This window comes from Pantoea sp. BL1 (assembly GCF_000963985.1).
In the GTDB taxonomy this organism is placed as follows: domain Bacteria; phylum Pseudomonadota; class Gammaproteobacteria; order Enterobacterales; family Enterobacteriaceae; genus Pantoea; species Pantoea rwandensis_B.
In genome coordinates this window covers 169,404-189,487 of record NZ_JZRH01000001.1, presented here as the reverse complement: position 1 = coordinate 189,487, position 20,084 = coordinate 169,404, and the positions used below count along the sequence as shown (strand labels likewise).

Below are 20,084 nucleotides of genomic sequence, written 5' to 3'. Positions count from 1 at the left end.
CAAAGGGCCGGAGATTCTCCGGCCTTTTTGTTTTGGATTTGGCATAATAGCGCCCGGCGAAGTAAACGATTGCGTCAGGCAGTCATCGCGCGGTGAAACACCGCTGAACACGGGTTCTTTCATGTTTGGAGTTAATGAGATGCAAAAGCGAGCTGAGTTGTATCGCGGTAAAGCGAAAACCGTATACAGCACCGATAATCCGGATCTGCTGGTACTTGAATTCCGCAACGATACGTCAGCAGGAGACGGTGCACGAATCGAGCAATTTGATCGCAAAGGAATGGTGAACAACAAGTTCAACCATTTCATTATGACCAAACTGCAGGAAGCGGGCATTCCGACCCAGATGGAAGCGCTGCTGTCGGATAACGAAGCGCTGGTCAAAAAGCTGGAGATGGTGCCGGTGGAGTGCGTAGTGCGCAACCGTGCGGCAGGATCGCTGGTAAAACGTCTGGGCGTGGAAGAGGGCATGCTGCTCAATCCACCGCTGTTTGATCTCTTCCTGAAAGATGACGCCAAACACGACCCGATGGTCAACGAATCCTACTGCGAGACCTTTGGCTGGGTCAGCAAAGCCAATCTGGCGCGCATGCAGGAACTGACTTTCAAAGCCAACGACGTACTGAGCAAACTGTTTGATGACGCCGGTCTGATCCTGGTCGACTTCAAACTGGAGTTCGGTCTGTTCAACGGTGAAGTGACGTTGGGCGATGAGTTCTCGCCAGACGGCGCGCGTCTGTGGGACAAAGAAACCATGGACAAAATGGACAAAGACCGTTTCCGTCAGAGCCTCGGCGGCCTGATCGAAGCTTATGAAGAAGTGGCGCACCGCCTGGGTGTGAAACTGGATTAAGTCTTCAGCGATATATCTTTTTGGTGCGCATTCCAGCGCACTGTAAACAGGGTGTCGTGATAAATGAAAGGTCGTCATCGCTGGCGGCCTTTTCTGTTTCTGCCCTGCCTGCACGTTATCTAATACGCCTCCTTTCTCTCAATCTCGCGACGCTAGCGCCGCAACGCTGGTGATTAGCGATGCCGCCAACTAAAATCATGCAAAACCTTTTAACAGGAGCAAGCCATGCGCTGGCAAGGTCGTCGTGAAAGCGACAATGTAGAAGATCGTCGCAATGATTCACCCGGATTGGGCGGCGGCGGTCGGCAGATCCGCATTCCGCGCGGCAAGGGCGGTATCATTCTGCTGATTGTGGTGGCCGTGGCGGGTTATTACGGTTACGACCTCACCGCATTGCTGGAGGGGGGAACTTCGGTGACACAACAGCAGCAGCGCCCGGTGAACTCTGCGCAGGATAATGAAGATGCCAAATTCACTAAGGTGATTCTCGCCACCACCGAAGAGACCTGGGGCACGCTGTTCCAGAAAATGGGCAAACAGTATGTGCCACCTAAGCTGGTGATGTACCGCAACTACACCTCAACCAGCTGCGGCACTGGCCAGTCGGCGATGGGGCCGTTTTACTGCCCGGCGGATCAAACTGTCTACATCGATCTGTCGTTTTACGATGATATGAAAACCAAGCTGGGTGCGGGCGGTGACTTTGCGCAGGGCTATGTGATTGCTCATGAAGTCGGCCATCACATCCAGAAGCTGCTGGGCATCGAGCCTAAAGTGCGTCAGATGCAGCAGGGTGCCACTCAGGCACAGGCCAATCAGCTGTCGGTGAAAATGGAGTTGCAGGCAGACTGCTTTGCCGGCGTGTGGGGCCATTATGTGCAGCAGCAAAATATGCTGGAAGTGGGCGATCTTAAGAAAGCGCTGGATACCGCAGAAGCGATTGGTGATGACCGACTACAGCAGAAAAGCCAGGGCCGCGTGGTGCCGGATAGCTTCACGCACGGTACTTCACAACAGCGCTATACCTGGTTTAAACGCGGTTTTGACAGCGGAAATCCGGGCGACTGTAACACCTTCGCCGCCAACTGATGTCGTTAGTTGATATCACCGCCGTGATGCAGCGAGCGGGCATTCGTCGCTTGTGTGTGATCGCCGGTGAAGCTGACTGGGCGCTGCAACAGGCCGTTGAGTGGCGTGCGGCGCTGCCCGGCGACTGGCTCACGCTGAGCGACAGCGATGATTTCCCCCAACGCGTGGCGCCCGCCGCCCTGCGCACGCTGCTGGGGCGTGAATTCCAGCATGCGATTTTCGATGCGCGCAGCGGTTTCCATGCGGAGGCGTTAGCGGCGTTGGCGGGCACGTTGCGTGCGGGAAGCTGGTTATTGTTACTGACGCCGCCGTGGCAAGAGTGGGCCACGCAACCGGACTGCGACAGCCTGCGCTGGGCCGATGTCGCCGAACCCATTGCCACGCCTCATTTTATCCACCATCTGCAGCGGTTGATCGAGCAGGATCCGCAGGTCATGTTGCAGCACCAGCATCAGCCTGCGCGTGCACCCGCATTACTGCACCAACATCAGCCTGTGCGCGCAGCCGCATTGCTGCACCAGCATCAGCCTGTGCGTGCAGCCGCATTGCTGCACCAACATCGGCCTGCACGTGCACCCGCATTGCTGCACCAGCATCAGCCTGTGCACGCATCTGCGTTGCTGGACTTACCCGATTGGCAATGCCAGGCACCGCAGCAGCAGGCGCGGATCCTGCAACAGTTGCTGGCGATGCCCTCTGGCGTGGCGGTGATCACCGCCGCGCGCGGACGGGGCAAATCGGCGCTGGCCGGGATGCTGGCGCAACAGAATCAGCACTGCCTGGTGACGGCACCGGCCAAAGTTTCCACTGACGTGCTGGCGGCGTTTGCCGGTGAACATTTTCATTTTATGGCGCCGGATGCCATTCTCGCTTCAAACCCTCAGCTGTCAGCGCAATGGTTGATTGTTGATGAAGCGGCTGCGATTCCATCGCCGTTGTTACAACAACTGATTCAGCGTTTTCCTCGCGTGTTGATGATCACCACCGTGCAGGGTTACGAAGGCACCGGTCGCGGTTTTATGCTGCGTTTCTGCGCCACCTTGCCGCAGGTGCAACATTTCCAGCTCGATGAACCTTTGCGTTGGTCAGCGCACGATCCGCTGGAACAGTGGCTAAGCCAGGCGCTGCTGTTTGAGGATGCCGCAGAGAGCGAATTTAACGGTGAGATGTCGGTTTTTCCGGCTAAACCAGAGCAAGGAGCGCTGGAAGCGGGCTACCGTCTGCTGGCGAGCGCCCACTATCGCACTTCTCCAATTGACCTGCGGCGCATGCTGGATGCCCCCGGCATGCGCTTCTGGCTGGCAGGAACGCCAGAAAATATTGTCGGCGCACTGTGGCTGGTGGAAGAGGGTGGGTTAGACAAGCCGCTGGCTGATGCCGTCTGGGCGGGGTTGCGCCGTCCGCGCGGTAATCTGGTCGCACAGTCACTGGCAGCCCATGCAGGATTCGCAGAAGCCGCTACCTTGCGATCGCAGCGCATCAGTCGCATTGCCGTGTTAGCCGCACAACGACAGCGCGGTATTGGCAGCGCGTTGGTGGCCATGGCACATCAGCAGGCGGAAGGATGCGATTTCCTTTCGGTGAGTTTTGGCTATACCGAAATGCTGTGGCTGTTCTGGCAGCGCTGTGGATTTACCCTGGTGCGCATCGGCTCACAGCGTGAAGCCAGCAGCGGCTGCTATGCCGCGATGGCGATACGCGGCTTAACGCCTGCCGGAGAACGGCTGCAACAGCAAGCGGCTCAGCGTTTTGCGCGTGACGCTGTGTGGCTGCGTGACATTATTGATCTTCCTTTCGAGACCACCGAGCACCCGCAGACACTCAATGATGATGACTGGCCGCTACTGGCAGGATTCGCCTGGGCGCAGCGGCCGTATGAAGCGAGCTATGCCGCGTTGCAACGCCTGGTGCGCGCATCACCACAACCGATACTCGAAGCCATCCTTGTGCAAAAACAACCGCTGAGTGCCGCAACACAGCAAGCGGGTCTCAGTGGTCGTAAAGCCCTGATACAACGTTTACGCCAGGAGACGGCGGAGGCGTTGATTCAGTGCGATACCCGCCAGGCGGAACAGTGGCGACTGCAGTTGGCATCGTTGCAATAAATCCTTTATCTCGTTCAAATTTTCCCAATATCACTCTCGCCAGAGCGGCGTATAGTGATTTGAGGAGGATCTTATGGCACTACGATATGTAATTGTTCAGCAACCGATGCACGCTGCGCAGCTGTTTTTGCTCTATCACGGCGTGAATGATAACCCTGATTCGATGGCGCAAATCGGCAACTGGTTCGCAAAAGCGTTTCCGGAAGCGCAGGTGGTAGTGGTGGGTGCACCTTACCCTGGCAGCGTGCCGCAGGGCCGCCAATGGTTTGCGGATATTCCCGCGCATGACCGATCAGAACAGCAGGGCGTCAATGCGGTGATGCCGATGTTTGTCGAATCGGTGCGCCATTGGCAACAGGCATCGGGTGTTCGGCCGGATGCCACCGCACTGGTAGGCTTCTCTCAGGGCGGCACCATGGTGCTGGAAGGCGTTAAAGCCCATGCGGATCTGGCAGGGCGCGCGATTGTGTTCAGCGGCCGCTACAGCACGCTGCCGGAGCGCGTCAGCTCTCGCAATACCATCCATCTGATCCACGGCGATTATGATGATCAGATTCCGCTGGAACATGCTGAAGCCGCAATGCAGCGCTTAACGGCGCTGGGCGGTGATGTGACACTCGATGTGGTGGACGATTTGCCGCACGCGATTGACGATCGCAGCATGGAACTGGCGTTGAATCACCTGCGTTATACCATCCCGCGTCGCTACTTCGACGAGGCGCTGAGCGGCGCTAAACCGGGTGATGATGATGTGGTGATGATGATGTGATGGCGAACCAGAGTCGTTTTAACGTAACGGCGAGATTAATCGCGCATTGCTGTAGCCTATTCGCTATCCGATGCGCGGCGCATCGCGCCGCTACGTTTACAGGGAGGAGATTAACCGCAATTATTTTTTCTTCGGCCAGTCGTCGTCATCATCCCATTTATCGTTAAAGTCGCGATGCGGTGGTAAATCCGGTTTGTTATCCATAAACTTTTTGTGATCGATACGTTTTAAGTCTTTATAAACGTTCATTAAAATACCGACCATCAGCAGGATCACTAAGATCCACCAGTACTCTTTAAAGAATTCCATCCCATTGCTCCTTTAGCGTGCTTACTTAAGCGATCAGCTGTTCCATGATGCGCTGGTACATACGACTCAGCATCTGCAAATCTGACGCTTTCACGCACTCATTGATTTTATGAATGGTGGCATTCACCGGGCCCAGTTCCACAACCTGCGCACCCATCCGCGCGATAAAGCGTCCGTCTGAGGTGCCGCCTGTGGTCAGTAACTGTGGCTTAATTTCATTATAGTGCGCGACAGCATTTACCACGGCATCAACCAGTTTGCCGCGTGAGGTCAGGAACGGCTGACCGGAAACATTCCACTCCAGCGTGTAACGCAACTGATGGCGATCCAGCAGGGCGGCTACGCGCTCTTTGATCATTTGATCGGTGAGTTCGGTGCTGAACCGGAAGTTGAACTGCACGAAAAATTCACCGGGGATCACGTTATTGCTGCCGGTGCCGGCCTGCACGTTGGCAATCTGCATGCTGGTGGGCGGGAAGAATTCGTTGCCCTGATCCCATTCGGTGGCCACCAGCTCATTCAGGGCTGGCATCGCGCGGTGCACCGGGTTATCGGCCAGATGCGGATAAGCCACGTGTCCCTGTACGCCGTGGATCGTCAGATTGGCGGTCATCGAACCGCGACGACCGTTTTTCACCACGTCGCCAACGATTTCGGTACTGGAAGGCTCGCCCACCAGGCAGTAATCCATGCGCTCGTTGCGCGCCATCAGACGTTCTACCACTTTGACCGTGCCGTTAACGGCGCTGGCTTCTTCATCGGAAGTGATCAGGAAAGCCAGACGCCCTTTGTGCTGCGGATTAGCGGCGACAAATCGTTCAGCGGCCACCACCATCGCCGCCAGCGAGCCTTTCATGTCGGCAGCACCACGGCCAAACAGCATGCCATCACGAATTGAGGGTTCAAACGGCGGACTGATCCAGCGGTTGGCATCACCCGGCGGCACCACATCGGTGTGACCGGCAAACGCCAGGGTTTCGCCCTGACCACGCGTGGCCCAGAAGTTCAGCGTATCGCCGATGTGCATCTGTTCGACCGTGAAGCCAATTGCTTCCAGACGCGCCACCAACAGCGCCTGACAACCGGCATCATCCGGACTCAGTGACGGGCGACGAATAAGCTGCTGAGCCAGCTCAATGACCGGACAGAACATGTTATGACTTCTCCTGGATAAACGCGTGATAAAGGGAATCTTTGAAACCGACCAGCAAGTCACCGTTGGGGGCAGACAATACCGGACGTTTGATAATGGCAGGCTGGGCGAGCATCACTGCTTTCGCACTGGCCGCATCGGTGACGGCTGCACGCTCCGCTTCCGGCAGGTTGCGCCAGGTGGTGCCACGCGTGTTCAGCAGCACTTCATAGCCAAGCTGATCGATAAACGATTGCAGCAGCGCGTCATCGATGCCCTCCACGCGATAATCGTGAAAACGATAGTCGGTGCCGGATTCTGCTAAATAGTTGCGTGCTTTTTTTATGGTGTCGCAATTTTTAATTCCGTACATCACCCACTGCGCTGTCATCGCCTGTACCCATCCTGTGAAAAATAAAGCGCGAGTTTACCATAGCGCTCTGCTGGCTGTGACCTCTGCGGCGTAAGGCGCTGCGTTTTATTTGTTTTTTAATGATAATTTCAGCGTTATAAATTCTATTAATTAGGTCCAGTAAACGTTTTCATTAACGTCCTGAATAGTTCCTGGTGGCATCATCAGTCTCCTAAGAATTATCCTAATCGTAAAAATGTGCTACCCGATAACGCAGGTGATTTTTCCCTGTGGTGTTAACGGCTTGCTGAAATGTGCGTCAGTACGCATTTTCGACAAATTGAAAGTTTTTTGCGCTTTTGCCGATAGTGTTGAGTGGTGGAAACGTATTCACCTGTAGAAAAAATCGGCGTAGAATCACCACTACAATAAGAGAGGGTATGATGGTCGACACCGAATTGGGGAACTGGAAAGAATTTATTGAAGCGATGTTACGTAGTAAGTAATCGCGAAGAGAAAAGCAGGGCACTCCCAACTTGCTGTATTTCAATCCAAATAACAACGGGGCTGCGAATATCGCGGCCCCGTTTTATTTTAGGCTTTAATCGTGTGACTTCTCTTTTAACGGGAAGCGACGACGTACCAGCACAAAGAACAGCGGTACGAAGAAAATCGCTAATATCGTCGCGGAGATCATGCCGCCCATGACGCCCGTTCCGACCGCATGCTGGCTGCCGGAACCCGCCCCGCTGCTGATCGCCATCGGCAGCACGCCGAAGATAAAGGCCAGCGATGTCATCAGAATCGGGCGCAGACGCTGGCGTGAAGCCTCCAGCGTCGCTTCCATCAGCTCGCGTCCTTTACTGTTGATCTCATTGGCAAATTCCACGATCAGGATGGCGTTCTTCGCCGACAAACCAATCACGGTAAGCAAGCCAACCTGGAAATAAACGTCGTTCTCGAGTCCGCGCATCCAGGTTGCCACCAGCGCACCCACCACGCCGAGCGGCACCACCAGCATTACGGAGAATGGAATCGACCAGCTCTCATACAGCGCGGCCAGACACAGGAATACCACCAGTAGCGAAATCGCATACAGCGCAGGCGCCTGTGAACCGGAGAGACGTTCCTGATAAGAGGCTCCGGTCCACTGGAAGCCGACACCTAAGGGCAGTTGCCCCACCAGTTTCTCCATCACATCCATCGCGGTGCCGCTACTGACGCCATTGGCTGCCTCGCCAACAATCTCCAGTGAAGAGTAACCATTGTAGCGTTCCAGACGCGGCGAACCGGTCTCCCAACGACTGGTGGCGAAGGCAGAGAAGGGCACCATGGTGCCGCTGCTATTGCGCACGTACCACTTATTGATATCACCCGGCAGCATGCGGAATTCCGCTGCGGCTTGCACATAGACCTTCTTCACACGTCCGCGATCGAGGAAGTCATTGACGTAAGTCGAACCCCATGCGGTGGTCAGCGTGTCATTGATGGTATCGAGTGAAACGCCCAGCGCCTGGGCTTTACGCTGATCGACATCAATCTGTAACTGTGGGCTGTCATCCAGACCGTTGTGACGCACACGAGACAGGGCCGGATTGCTGTCGGCCAGCTCCAGCAATTTGTCACGCATCGCCATCAACTGGGTATGGCCGACACCGCCGTGATCCTGCAGTTCCATATCGAAACCGGAGGAACTGCCCATGCCGGTGATGGCCGGTGGGCTGCTAGCGATCACGCGGCCTTCTTTGATCTTATGGAAGGCTTTGGTGGCACGCTCGATGATAGCGAACGAGGTACGATCGCTGCCAGGGCGCTCTTCCCAGTTTTTCAGGCGCACAAACAGGCGCGCCACGTTTTGGCCGTTACCACCAGGACCGGCGCCGATGGTTGAGAACACCGATAGCACGTTGTCTTTTTCAGCGGTCATGTAATAGTTTTCGACCTTCGCCACCACATTGGAGGTTTGCTCTAGCGTCGCGCCCGGCGGCAACTGCACCTGCGTCAGGAATACACCACGGTCTTCCAGCGGCAGGAACGAGGTCGGCAGGCGGATAAACAGAAACGCCATCACGCCGATGATGCCGAGATAGAGCACCAGCCAGCGCCCACTCTTCATCAAAATACGCGCGACACCGCGCTCATAGCGTTCCGCGCTGGCATTGAAAGTACGGTTAAACCAGCCAAAGAAGCCGCGACGTCCATGATGATGGCCTTGTTCCAGTGGTTTAAGCAGCGTCGAGCACAGGGCTGGCGTCAGAATCATCGCCACCAGCACCGACAACACCATCGCCGACACGATGGTGATCGAGAACTGACGATAGATAGCGCCCACGGTGCCGCCGAAGAAGGCCATCGGTACGAATACCGCCGATAGCACCAGCGCAATGCCCACCAGCGCACCCTGGATCTGTCCCATCGATTTTCGTGTGGCGGCGCGCGGTGAAAGTCCTTCCTCACTCATGATGCGCTCAACGTTCTCCACCACCACGATGGCGTCATCTACCAGCAGGCCGATGGCGAGCACCATCGCGAACATGGTGAGCGTGTTGATACTGAACCCACAGGCATACAGCACGGTGAAGGTGCCGAGCAGCACCACTGGCACGGCAATGGTCGGAATCAGCGTGGCACGGAAATTCTGCAGGAACAGATACATCACCAGGAATACCAGCAGAATCGCTTCCAGCAGTGTTTTCACTACATCGGTGATCGAGGCTTTTACGAACGGCGTGGTTTCATAAGCCACTTTGGCTTCCAGCCCGTGCGGGAAGTAACGCGATAGCTCTTCCACGCGCGCGCGCACCAGCTTATCGGTATTCATTTCGTTAGCGCCAGACGCCAGCTTAATGCCGAGACCTGACGCCGCCTGACCATTGTAGCGGCTGAGGAAGTCGTATTTTTCTGCCCCCATCGCCACGTCAGCCACATCGCCCAGCGTCACCACGGAACCGTCGCTGTTGGTTTTCAGGGTAATGGCTTTGAACTGCTCTGGCGTCTGCAACATGGACTGTGCATTGACGGTGGCATTCAGCGCTTGTTTATCCACAGACGGCAAGCCGCCAACCTGACCCACGGCCACCTGTGTATTCTGCGATTCAATCGCCTTCACCACGTCATCGGTAGTGAGTGCATAGGCAATCAGCTTGTTGGGATCGAGCCAGATACGCATCGCGTATTGTGAACCATAGGCATCAACCTGACCCACACCATCGATGCGGCTCAGCGGATCCTGAATGTTACTGGCGACATAATCTGAAATATCCTGTTTGTCCATACTTCCGTCGGTAGAGACAAACGCAATCATCAGGATATTGCTGTCACCGGTTTTATTCACCGTGACGCCCTGAGATTGAACGGCGGCGGGTAATTTACGCAGTGCGGTTTGCAGCTGGTTTTGTACCTGCTGGCGGGCTTCATCAGGATTGGTGCCAGCGGTAAAGGTGAGGGTGATTTGCGCCTGACCCGTGTTACTGCTGTTGGAGGACATATACATCAGGTTATCGATGCCGGTCATGTTCTGCTCGATAACCTGAGTAACGGTGTTCTCCAGCGTTTCCGCAGAGGCACCGGGATAGTTGGCAGTAATACGCACGTTAGGCGGTGCGAGATCGGGATACTGCTCAATGGGCAGGGAGATGATCGCTAGTGTGCCGCAAAGACAAAGCAAAATAGCCAAAACCCAGGCAAAAATGGGGCGGTCGATAAAAAAATTCGACATGGAACCGACACTCCTCAGCTGCGTATTTTTTACTTTTATTATGTAAAACGTGAAGCGCAGTTGGCTTCACGTCGGCGGAGTGCAAGGTGCTATCCCGAAAACTCCTGCTGCTGCTTACTGTACGCGGCGCAAATTAGAGAATCGTGGATAAATTATGGAGAAAGTGTAAATGTGGTGCTGGTTTTCTGTGCGCTGCTACACATTGCGGCTCTCTAGCCACAGCACGGTGGCGGCGACGCGCGAACGTACATCCAGTTTACGCAGCAGATTGCGGATGTGCACTTTTACCGTTTCTTCGGAAATATGCAAGGTGGCGGCAATCTCTTTATTGGATAACCCACGCGCCACTTCCTGCAACACATCCAGTTCACGCTCGGTGAGTTGTTTGAAAGGATTGGCGCTCGGCTGGCGCGTTGCCAGATATTCTGCCACCACTTCACTGAACACATTCTCACCCAATGCACCGCGCATGACCTGCGCCAGCAATAATTCCGGCTCGCTGTCTTTCAGCAAATAGCCATCAGCGCCGGCATCGACCATGGCGTAAATATCATTGCGCGCGTCGGAAACGGTTAGTACCAAAATGCGCGAAGCGATCCCTTCATGGCGCAGGGCTTTCAGGGTATCTAAACCCGACATACCTTTCATGTTCAGATCGAGCAATATCACATCGGGCGAGAGGCGACGTGCTTCAGCCAGCGCTTCAGTGCCGTTGTTGGCTTCGGCCACCACTTCCAGACGCGGTTCCAGTGCCAGCAGTTGGCAAATGCCACGACGCATCAGCGGATGATCGTCAACGATCATAATAGTCAGGGAAGGGGATGCCATAAATTCTCCAGTCAACGTCCATTCAACAGTAAGTGTATCGCGTTAAACCAGCCGGTGCGCTGGCCGTGGCGGGAAACGCAGCGTGACGCAGGTGCCTTGTGCCTGTGGCGTCACCTGTAAGCTGCCGGAAAGCCGGGCAGCGCGCTCCGCCATAATTGTCAGGCCGTAATGGCCCGGTGGCTCTTCAAGGCTGCGGATGCCGCAACCGTCATCTTCAATCGTCAGCAAATGGAATGCGTTTTCATCGCGCTGATAAAAAATATGGATTTTCTGCGCCTGCGCGTGGCGAATAGCGTTCAGCAGCGCTTCGCGCGCAATTTGCAGCACATGCACCTGCTGTTGAGCATCCAGCGTTTGCAGTCCCGGTTGGTAATCGAAGGCGATTGTGGCGTGAGACTGTTCCTGCAACGGAGCGATCATTGCCTGCATCGCCTGCACTATATCCGCCTGTTCGATGGTCAGACGGAAGGTCGTCAGTAACTCGCGCAGTTGCTGATAGGCCTCGGCCAGGGCGCGATCAAACTCGGCAATAATCGATTGTGCCTGGGGCTGAGTGTGATCGACATTGCGGCGCAGCAGTGTGAGCTGGATGCGCAGGAAAGAGAGCGACTGCGCCAGCGAATCATGCAGTTCACGCGCGATGGTGGATCGTTCTTCTATTAATAGCATCTGCTGGTACTGTTTTTGCGTCTGCCAAATCCATAACGAACGCGCCAGCATGTTGGCCAGGCTTTGCATCAGTTCATCGGCAGGTGGCGCTCGTCGCGTTTGCCAGCACAGTTCGCCGAGTAACTGATCTTCTTGCTGCAACGGCAAACGCTGCCATTCGAGATCGTCTTCCGCCACGCCCGTCTGAAAATCAATGCCGTCGCTGGTGATGCTCAATACGGTCAACGCCTCACGACGTTGAACCAGCCGCAGCAATCCCTGGAACAACTCCGGATTAAGTGGGCTACTGGTGAGGACCTGCGAGCATTCATAGAGTAATTTCAGCGTGCGGTTGGCTTGCGTCAGGTCTTCCGTTTTATTGCGCACCGCCAGCTCAAGCAGGCGATAGTGCGAGTGCAGCCGTTCGGCCATGGTGGTAAAGGCTTGAGCTAACACGCCGAGTTCTGTGGGTTGGGAAACCGATAACGGCGGAAAGCTGAAATTCGCCTGCTCAACGTATTGGCTGGCCGTGACCAGTGAATCCAGCGGGCGCACCACGTTGCGACGAATAAAGCGGATGGTCCATAGCGCCAGCGCCACAATCGCCAGGAAACCAAACAGGCTGCTGGCCGCCACGAGATGCATCTTCAGTTCAGCGTAATGCTGCAGCGCCAGCACAAAGCGGTCAATCTCACTCACGTAACTGGCAACGCGTTGTTGATAGATCTGCGCGCGTTCGGGCTGCAGCGTTTGCTGCAACTGCGGCCAGCTGTCGCGCAGATAGCGATAGCGGCTGGCCACTTCCTTCGGCACCCACGGGCGTTCCAGATGCTGCAAAGCCGGTGAGCTGAGGGTGTGCTGATAGATTTGGATGTGCTGCGCCAACTGCTGCGGATCGCGCGTGGTATCCCAGGCAAGGCGATAAATTTGCATGCGCAGTGAACCGGCGACATTCACCGCTTCGGCATCACGCAAACTGCTGGAGAGCGTTAACAGCGCCAGGCCAGTGGTGAGCAGCGACAACAACACAATCGCGCTCAGGGCACGGGCTATGGTGCGGGTAACAGGACGTTTCACTATCACAATAAAACCCTTATAAGAGCGTGGGATTATAAGGCAGCGTCTGGCGGACAGCGAGCCGGAAATCGTCACATCAGGTTACTTTTAGCAGAGAAATCCACTTCTCTTTACCTTTCCCTGGATTGCATGTCGTTAGCTGGCGAATTATTGAACGGCTTTACGGCCTGCTGTGCCTGCTTTTCATTACTTCGCTGATAATTTGCTGCGTAATCACTTTTTGAACGGAAGACAACAGGAGCAAATTGCCATTCTGACTGCTGCACTGCTTGCCACCGCAAGTTTCACGGCCTTTGCCGCGCAACCTTTAAGTGCTGAGCAGGCAGAAAACCTGCAAAGCAGTGGCACCGTCTCTGTCAGCGGCGTGCGTGGTTCGTTCGATGACGCAACCCGTCAGCTGTCGCAGAAAGCGGAAGATAGGGGCGCCAGCCATTACCGCGTTATTGGCGTGCAAAACCCAGGCGATTCCAGCCTGTGGAGCGGTACCGCAGAGATTTATCGTTAATACCCCCCGCAATACCTCCCTGTAGCCACCCCTTTACCGGCCATTCACTGGCCGGTTTTTTTGTGCACCGCGACCGATTCTTACAATTCAACTTGTGCAACCAAACGGTATTTTTTGCTTCGTTCATGCAGAACGGGTAGGATTCATCGCCGTAAATTCCCGGCTCACCGCGCGACATCGTTCCGCCGTATCGGTAGCGGGTTTTACCCCATTTCGCACCGCCGCACGCAAACGATTGGTTAGGCGATGATTGATGGTCAGGACAAACAGGAAAGCTATGAATTCAACTAAAAAAACCGCAGCCGAACAACGCGCTGCGAAAAGACGCTGGCTCAATTCCCACGACAGCGGTTACCACAAAGCAATGGGTAACCGTCAGGTACAAATGATCGCCATTGGCGGTGCCATCGGTACCGGCCTGTTCCTTGGTGCAGGCGCGCGCTTGCAGATGGCTGGTCCTGCTCTGGCACTGGTTTATCTGGTGTGCGGTATCTTCTCCTTCTTTATCCTTCGTGCGTTGGGCGAACTGGTATTACACCGCCCATCAAGCGGCAGCTTTGTTTCTTATGCACGCGAATTCCTCGGGGAAAAAGCGTCATACGTGGCAGGCTGGATGTACTTCGTTAACTGGGCGATGACCGGTATCGTGGATATCACCGCGGTCGCGCTCTACATGCACTACTGGGGCGCGTTTGGTGATGTGCCGCAGTGGGTGTTTGCTCTCGGCGCACTGGCGATTGTCGGTACCATGAACATGATCGGCGTGAAGTGGTTCGCCGAAATGGAGTTCTGGTTCGCATTGGTGAAAGTGCTGGCGATCGTGGTGTTCCTGATTGTCGGTGTGGTGTTCCTCGGCAGCGGTAAACCGCTGGACGGCAATACCACCGGCTTCCATCTGATCACGGACAACGGCGGTTTCTTCCCGCACGGCTTGCTACCCGCGCTGGTGCTGGTGCAAGGGGTGGTATTTGCCTTCGCATCGATTGAGCTGGTGGGCACCGCGGCCGGGGAGTGTAAAGACCCGAAAACCATGCTGCCAAAAGCCATCAACAGCGTGATCTGGCGTATTGGTCTCTTCTACGTCGGTTCGGTGGTGCTGCTGGTACTGCTGCTGCCGTGGAACGCCTATCAGGCAGGGCAGAGTCCGTTTGTGACCTTCTTCTCCAAACTGGGCGTGCCTTACATTGGGAGCGTGATGAACATCGTGGTGCTGAGTGCGGCGTTGTCGAGCCTGAACTCAGGTTTGTACTCCACCGGTCGTATTCTGCGTTCCATGTCGATGGGCGGTTCTGCACCACAGTTCATGTCGAAGATGAGCAAACAGCAGGTGCCGTTCGCCGGTATCCTCGTTACCATCGCGGTGTACGTGGTCGGTGTGGTACTCAACTACTATGTGCCTTCTCAGGTGTTTGAGATCGTACTGAACGTGGCCTCACTGGGCATCATCTCTTCGTGGGGCTTTATCGTGGTGTGCCAGATGCGTCTGCGCAAAGCGATTAAAGAAGGTAAAGCGGAAGACGTCAGTTTCAAGCTGCCGTGGGCACCGTTCACCTCATGGTTGACGCTGCTGTTCCTGGTGAGCGTGCTGGTGTTGATGGCGTTTGATTATCCAAACGGTACCTACACTATTGCGTCCATCCCGCTGATTGCAGTGGTACTGGTGCTGGGCTGGTTCGGTGTGCGCAAACGCGTGCATGCGGAAGCCATGAAAGAGCACGACCATCATCATGACGATCAGGATGATGGGGCCGCTAAGCTGGCGGAAGATAGCTCGCGTTAATCGCAGCCATTCTCATCAACGGGGGCCTTTTGGCCCCCGTTTTCATTTCAATTGTCCTTCCCTTGATCCCACATCGGGATATACACCTTTTGGGTGATATAGCCCTGTAAAACCTCAGGGTATTTTACGCCTCATCTCAAGCTGGCTAAACGAGGTGAGCGCATGACGCACTCCATTCTCCCTGAAAGCAGTTGGCACGTATGCGGTCTGGTCATCCAGGCGCGATCCCACGCCATCCCGGCGGTAAAGCAGGCATTGCTGTTGCTTTCTGATTGCGAAATCGCCGCCGAAGACAGCGCACGCGGCACGCTGGCCGTGACCTTAGGTGCCGCTGACAGTCGCGCCTTGCTGAATAACATCGAAGCCACCCGCAATATCCCGCATGTATTGGCCGTTTCTCTGGTGTATCACCAGCAAGACGAAACGGAATATCGTCACAAGGAAGCATCATGAAAGTCAGTCGTCGAGAATTTATGAAGGCCAATGCGGCCGCAGCGGCGGCAGTGGCCGCAGGACTTACTATTCCTAGCGTCACCAAAGCCGTGACCGCACTGGGCGCCCCGATCCGCTGGGAAAAGGCGCCGTGTCGTTTTTGTGGCACCGGCTGTGGCGTGCTGGTGGGCACCCAGGAGGGACGCGTGGTGGCCTCACAGGGCGATCCGCAGGCGGAAGTGAACCGTGGGCTGAACTGTATCAAAGGCTATTTCCTGCCCAAGATCATGTACGGAAAAGACCGCCTGACGCAGCCGTTGCTGCGCATGACCGATGGCCGCTACGACAAAGAAGGCGAGTTTACCCCGGTGAGCTGGGATCAGGCCTTCGACATCATGGAACAGAAGTTCAAAGCGGCGCTAAAAGCCAACGGGCCTGAATCCATCGGCATGTTCGGTTCCGGTCAATGGACGGTATGGGAAGGGTATGCCGCCTCTAAATTGATGAAAGCCGGTTTCCGCACCAATAACCTCGATCCTAATGCGCGTCACTGCATGGCCTCGGCCGTGGTGGGCTTTATGCGCACTTTCGGCATGGATGAGCCGATGGGCTGCTACGATGACATCGAAGTGGCCGATGCCTTTGTGCTGTGGGGCTCGAACATGGCCGAGATGCATCCGATTCTCTGGTCACGCCTGACCGCCCGTCGCCTGAGCGATGACAACGTTAAAGTCGCCGTGCTCTCTACCTACCGTCATCGCAGTTTTGAACTGGCCGACAACGGCATGGTGTTTACGCCGCAAAGTGATTTGGCGATTCTTAACTTCATCGCCAACTACATCATTCAGAACAACAAAGTCGATAAAGCCTTCCTGCAGAATCACGTTACGCTGCGTAAAGGCGTCACGGATATTGGTTATGGATTACGTCCGAGCGATCCGCGTCAGGCCTCAGCGAAAAACCCGGATAGCGGCGAATCCACGCCGATCAGCTTCGACGAATACGCCAAATTCGTTGCCGAATACACGGTAGAGAAAGCCAGTGAGATGAGTGGCGTAGAGCAGGATCAGCTGATTGCGCTGGCCGAACTCTATGCCGACCCGAACATCAACGTGGTCTCCTACTGGACCATGGGCTTCAATCAGCACACGCGCGGCGTGTGGGCCAATAACCTGTGCTACAACATCCATCTGCTGACCGGCAAAATCTCGCGCCCCGGCACCGGTCCCTTCTCGCTCACTGGCCAGCCTTCTGCCTGTGGCACGGCACGTGAAGTCGGCACCTTCTCGCATCGCCTGCCCGCAGACATGGTGGTGAATAACGATAAGCACCGTGCGACGGCTGAAAAATTGTGGAAGCTACCGCAGGGCACCATTCCCGCCAAAATCGGCCTGCATGCGGTCGCACAGGATCGCGCGCTGAAAGACGGCAAGCTGAATGCGTACTGGGTGATGTGTAACAACAACATGCAGGCGGGTCCGAACCTGACCCAGGAGCGCATGCCGGGCTGGCGTGATGCACGCAACTTTATCGTGGTGTCCGATCCTTATCCCACCGTCAGTGCTTTGTGTGCGGACTTAATCCTGCCGACGGCGATGTGGGTGGAGAAAGAGGGCGCTTACGGCAACGCCGAGCGTCGTACCCAGTTCTGGCATCAACAGGTGAAAGCGCCGGGCGAAGCCAAATCGGATCTGTGGCAGATGGTGAATTTCGCTAAGCGTTTCCGCGTGGCAGAGGTCTGGCCGGAAGCGTTGATTGCCCAACAGCCGGCGCTGCGGGATAAAACCTTGTATGACGTGCTGTACGCCAACGGCCAGGTTAATCAATTCCCGTTGAGCGAAGTGGCCGACGATCGACTGAACGACGAGGCGCGCGATTTTGGCTTCTACATCCAAAAAGGCCTGTTTGAAGAGTATGCCAGTTTTGGCCGCGGACACGGTCACGATCTGGCGCCATTCGATGCCTATCATGAAGCGCGCGGATTGCGCTGGCCGGTGGTGAATGGCAAAGAGACACGCTGGCGCTATCGCGAGGGCTTTGACAGCTATGTCAAAGCGGGCGAGGGCGTACGTTTCTATGGCAAGCCAGATGGCAAAGCCACCATTTTTGCCCTGCCGTATGAGCCACCTGCTGAAGCGCCAGACGCCGAGTACGATCTGTGGTTCTGCACTGGCCGCGTGCTGGAACACTGGCACACTGGCACCATGACGCGTCGCGTGCCGGAACTGCATCGCGCCGTGCCGCAGGCGCTGCTGTATATCCATCCGCTGGATGCCAAAGATCGCGGTTTCCGCCGTGGCGAGAAGGTGCGCGTGGTGTCACGTCGGGGGGAAACCGTGGCGACTGTCGAAACGCGCGGACGTAACCAACCGCCAAAAGGGCTGGTGTTTATGCCGTTCTTTGATGCTGGCGTGCTGGCTAACAACGTCACGCTGGATGCCACCGATCCGCTATCGAAGCAGACCGATTACAAAAAATGCGCCGTTAAGCTGGTCAAAATTTAAGGCAGGATGCAATGAAACCCTTATTTACTCTTATCACCGTTGCCGCCCTGACGCTGGGCGGCGTGGTTTACGCGGGTCATGGCGTGGATCTTACGCAATCCCCGGAAGTCACGGCCACGCAGCAGGGCACGATCCATCAGCCAAAAGAGCAGAGCCGCAAACCGCTGAACTACGTGAATCAGCCGCCGGTGATCCCGCACAGCGTCGATGGCTATCAGGTGACGAAAAACGTCAACCGCTGCCTGCAGTGCCATGGCACACAAAGTTACCTGACCACCGGCGCACCGCGCGTGAGCCCAACACACTTTACCGATCGCGATGGCCTGGTGAGCAGCACGGTATCGCCGCGTCGCTACTTCTGCTTGCAGTGCCACGTCCCGCAGACCGATGCCAAACCGGTGGTGGAGAACACCTTTAAACCGGCCAATGGCTTTGGGCAGTGAGGTTATTAATGAAAGAAAGATTATTACGCATCTGGCGCTGGTGGCGACGCCCCAGCCGATTAGCACTCGGCACGCTGCTGATTTTGGGTTTTGCCGGTGGGATTATTTTCTGGGGCGGTTTTAATACCGCAATGGAGATGACCAACCGTGAGCAGTTCTGCATTGGCTGCCATGAGATGCGCAACAACGTGTATCAGGAGTACATGCAGACAGTGCATTACAACAACCGCAGCGGCGTGCGTGCTACTTGTCCGGATTGCCATGTGCCGCACGAATGGGGCCCGAAAATGCTGCGCAAATTGCAAGCCAGCAAAGAGGTGTATGCTAAGGTGTTCGGCCTGATTGATACGCCGCAAAAGTTTGAAGAGACACGTATCGAGCTGGCTCAGAACGAGTGGCGCAGGATGAAGAACAATAACTCGCAGGAGTGCCGAAACTGCCACAACTTCGAGTATATGGATTTCACCGCGCAGAAGACGGTGGCAGCAAAAATGCACAGCAAAGCGGTGGAGGATGGGCAAACCTGTATTGATTGCCACAAAGGGATTGCGCACCACCTGCCGGATATGAGCGAGCAGAAGAACGGTTTTTGACGCTCCAGTCAGCCCGGTAGTCAGGAACAAACCGGGCACCTGGGTAACACGTTAACCGGACACACAGGTCATTGTCATTGATGCGGATTCGGTCAGCGACTCTGCATTAAATGGCAGGGTCGCCATGGAGGGAGACCCGTCTGTAAATGCCGGGTCTCCACAACACTCTGTATCCGGTTCTCCAATGCAATTCAGATAGTTTTCCCCGCCGTTAGCGCCTATTATCTCAGGCTCCCTCATTAAGCGGTGGAGCGGCCATGTCGTTAAAGATCAACATCATTAAAGATAAGTTACTGTCAGATAATTACTTTATCCTGCGTAACTTCACCTACGAACTGACCCGTAGCAACGGCGAAGTCATTCGCCACAAACGCGAAGTCTATGATCGTGGCAACGGCGCCACCATTCTGCTTTATAACCGCGATAAAAACACCGTGCTGCTGATTCGTCAGTTCCGCATTGCGACTTACGTTAACGGTAATGCCAGCGGTGAATTGATTGAGACCTGTGCGGGGCTGCTGGATAACGACACGCCGGAAGATTGCATCCGCAAAGAAGCGATCGAAGAGACCGGTTATGAGGTCGGCAAGGTCGAGAAGCTGTTTGAAGCTTATATGTCGCCGGGCGGCGTGACGGAAATCGTCCATTTTTTCGCAGCAGAATACAGCGATGCGATGCGCGCCAATGCCGGTGGTGGCGTGGAAGATGAAGAGATCACCGTGCTGGAGTTGCCTTTCCCGCAAGCGCTGGCGATGGTGAAAGACGGCCGCATCCTCGATGGTAAAGCGATTATGCTGCTGCAATATGCGCAAATTGCGGGGTGGCTGAGAGCTTAAACTTTCAAAATCTAATTAAGCCACGAGTCAATAAATGGTGGCGAATTGCCTGTGGCATCAAACAGTTTTGCTCTTTTTAACAACGCGCAATCAAGTTTATGAGCAGTCTGG

At 55.5% G+C, this 20,084-nt stretch carries 18 protein-coding genes; 12 read left to right on the top strand and 6 right to left on the bottom strand.

The features are described from left to right. Positions 1 to 139: 139 nt before the first annotated feature. The 4 genes from purC to ypfH all read left to right on the top strand — a co-directional run bounded on the left by purC (position 140) and on the right by ypfH (position 4,816). Positions 140 to 853, top strand: a complete 714-nt coding sequence (purC, locus tag VH86_RS00885; RefSeq protein WP_034825771.1) for a phosphoribosylaminoimidazolesuccinocarboxamide synthase — start codon at positions 140 to 142, stop codon at positions 851 to 853. Between the two features lie 225 nt (positions 854 to 1,078). Then, a complete protein-coding gene (locus VH86_RS00880) occupies positions 1,079 to 1,942 on the top strand; it encodes a neutral zinc metallopeptidase (protein WP_045831598.1) in 864 nt (287 codons plus the stop codon). Then, a complete protein-coding gene (locus tag VH86_RS00875) occupies positions 1,942 to 4,047 on the top strand; it encodes a tRNA(Met) cytidine acetyltransferase TmcA (RefSeq protein WP_045831597.1) in 2,106 nt (701 codons plus the stop codon). The genes VH86_RS00880 and VH86_RS00875 overlap by 1 nt, the downstream gene beginning before the upstream one ends. Before the next feature lie 73 nt (positions 4,048 to 4,120). Further along, positions 4,121 to 4,816 carry an esterase gene (gene ypfH, locus VH86_RS00870; RefSeq protein WP_045831596.1) on the top strand — a complete coding sequence of 232 codons (696 nt, stop codon included), beginning with the start codon at positions 4,121 to 4,123 and terminating at the stop codon, positions 4,814 to 4,816. Positions 4,817 to 4,936: 120 nt separating this feature from the next. Here ypfH and VH86_RS00865 read toward each other — a convergent pair whose 3' ends face one another. The 3 genes from VH86_RS00865 to VH86_RS00855 are packed head-to-tail and all read right to left on the bottom strand — an operon-like array spanning position 4,937 to position 6,648. Beyond that, positions 4,937 to 5,125: a YpfN family protein gene (locus VH86_RS00865; protein WP_034825779.1), complete on the bottom strand. Its 189-nt coding sequence runs from the start codon at positions 5,123 to 5,125 to the stop codon at positions 4,937 to 4,939. A gap of 25 nt (positions 5,126 to 5,150) precedes the next feature. Then, the gene (gene dapE, locus VH86_RS00860; RefSeq protein WP_034825781.1) at positions 5,151 to 6,278 is read right to left on the bottom strand and encodes a succinyl-diaminopimelate desuccinylase; all 1,128 of its coding nucleotides are present in this window, start codon (positions 6,276 to 6,278) and stop codon (positions 5,151 to 5,153) included. 1 nt (position 6,279) lies between these two features. Beyond that, positions 6,280 to 6,648 (bottom strand): ArsC family reductase, encoded by a 369-nt coding sequence (locus VH86_RS00855; protein ID WP_038645497.1) that lies wholly within the window; start codon positions 6,646 to 6,648, stop codon positions 6,280 to 6,282. 401 nt (positions 6,649 to 7,049) lie between these two features. On the opposite strand from VH86_RS00855, the gene ypfM reads away from it, so the two are divergent. Continuing rightward, positions 7,050 to 7,115 (top strand): protein YpfM, encoded by a 66-nt coding sequence (gene ypfM / locus VH86_RS26310; RefSeq protein ID WP_366557345.1) that lies wholly within the window; start codon positions 7,050 to 7,052, stop codon positions 7,113 to 7,115. Between the two features lie 95 nt (positions 7,116 to 7,210). On the opposite strand, the gene acrD is transcribed toward ypfM, so the two are convergent. The 3 genes from acrD to narQ all read right to left on the bottom strand — a co-directional run bounded on the left by acrD (position 7,211) and on the right by narQ (position 12,886). Further along, entirely contained in the window at positions 7,211 to 10,327 is a 3,117-nt protein-coding gene (acrD, locus tag VH86_RS00850) for a multidrug efflux RND transporter permease AcrD (RefSeq protein WP_045831595.1), read from the bottom strand. A 195-nt stretch (positions 10,328 to 10,522) separates the two neighbouring features. Beyond that, positions 10,523 to 11,155 (bottom strand): response regulator, encoded by a 633-nt coding sequence (locus tag VH86_RS00845; protein WP_045831594.1) that lies wholly within the window; start codon positions 11,153 to 11,155, stop codon positions 10,523 to 10,525. Between the two features lie 42 nt (positions 11,156 to 11,197). Further along, the gene (gene narQ, locus VH86_RS00840; RefSeq protein WP_045831593.1) at positions 11,198 to 12,886 is read right to left on the bottom strand and encodes a nitrate/nitrite two-component system sensor histidine kinase NarQ; all 1,689 of its coding nucleotides are present in this window, start codon (positions 12,884 to 12,886) and stop codon (positions 11,198 to 11,200) included. Between the two features lie 214 nt (positions 12,887 to 13,100). Between narQ and VH86_RS00835 the strand changes: the two genes are divergently transcribed. The 7 genes from VH86_RS00835 (at position 13,101) to nudK (ending at position 19,973) form a co-directional block, all read left to right on the top strand. Next, positions 13,101 to 13,385 carry a YdgH/BhsA/McbA-like domain containing protein gene (locus VH86_RS00835; RefSeq protein WP_045831633.1) on the top strand — a complete coding sequence of 95 codons (285 nt, stop codon included), beginning with the start codon at positions 13,101 to 13,103 and terminating at the stop codon, positions 13,383 to 13,385. A gap of 277 nt (positions 13,386 to 13,662) precedes the next feature. Then, positions 13,663 to 15,165, top strand: coding sequence for an L-asparagine permease (gene ansP, locus VH86_RS00830; RefSeq protein ID WP_045831592.1), 1,503 nt, complete (start codon positions 13,663 to 13,665; stop codon positions 15,163 to 15,165). A 162-nt stretch (positions 15,166 to 15,327) separates the two neighbouring features. Further along, the gene (locus VH86_RS00825) at positions 15,328 to 15,618 is read left to right on the top strand and encodes a chaperone NapD (RefSeq protein ID WP_045814879.1); all 291 of its coding nucleotides are present in this window, start codon (positions 15,328 to 15,330) and stop codon (positions 15,616 to 15,618) included. Then, positions 15,615 to 18,101, top strand: coding sequence for a nitrate reductase catalytic subunit NapA (gene napA, locus VH86_RS00820; RefSeq protein ID WP_045831591.1), 2,487 nt, complete (start codon positions 15,615 to 15,617; stop codon positions 18,099 to 18,101). Before VH86_RS00825 ends, napA begins: the two co-directional genes overlap by 4 nt. Before the next feature lie 11 nt (positions 18,102 to 18,112). Then, complete coding sequence (gene napB, locus VH86_RS00815) at positions 18,113 to 18,544, top strand: nitrate reductase cytochrome c-type subunit (protein WP_045814877.1); 432 nt, start codon at positions 18,113 to 18,115, stop codon at positions 18,542 to 18,544. 8 nt (positions 18,545 to 18,552) lie between these two features. After that, positions 18,553 to 19,137 carry a cytochrome c-type protein NapC gene (gene napC / locus VH86_RS00810; protein WP_038645518.1) on the top strand — a complete coding sequence of 195 codons (585 nt, stop codon included), beginning with the start codon at positions 18,553 to 18,555 and terminating at the stop codon, positions 19,135 to 19,137. 257 nt (positions 19,138 to 19,394) lie between these two features. Further along, positions 19,395 to 19,973: a GDP-mannose pyrophosphatase NudK gene (gene nudK / locus VH86_RS00805; protein ID WP_038645520.1), complete on the top strand. Its 579-nt coding sequence runs from the start codon at positions 19,395 to 19,397 to the stop codon at positions 19,971 to 19,973. Positions 19,974 to 20,084 lie beyond the last annotated feature (111 nt).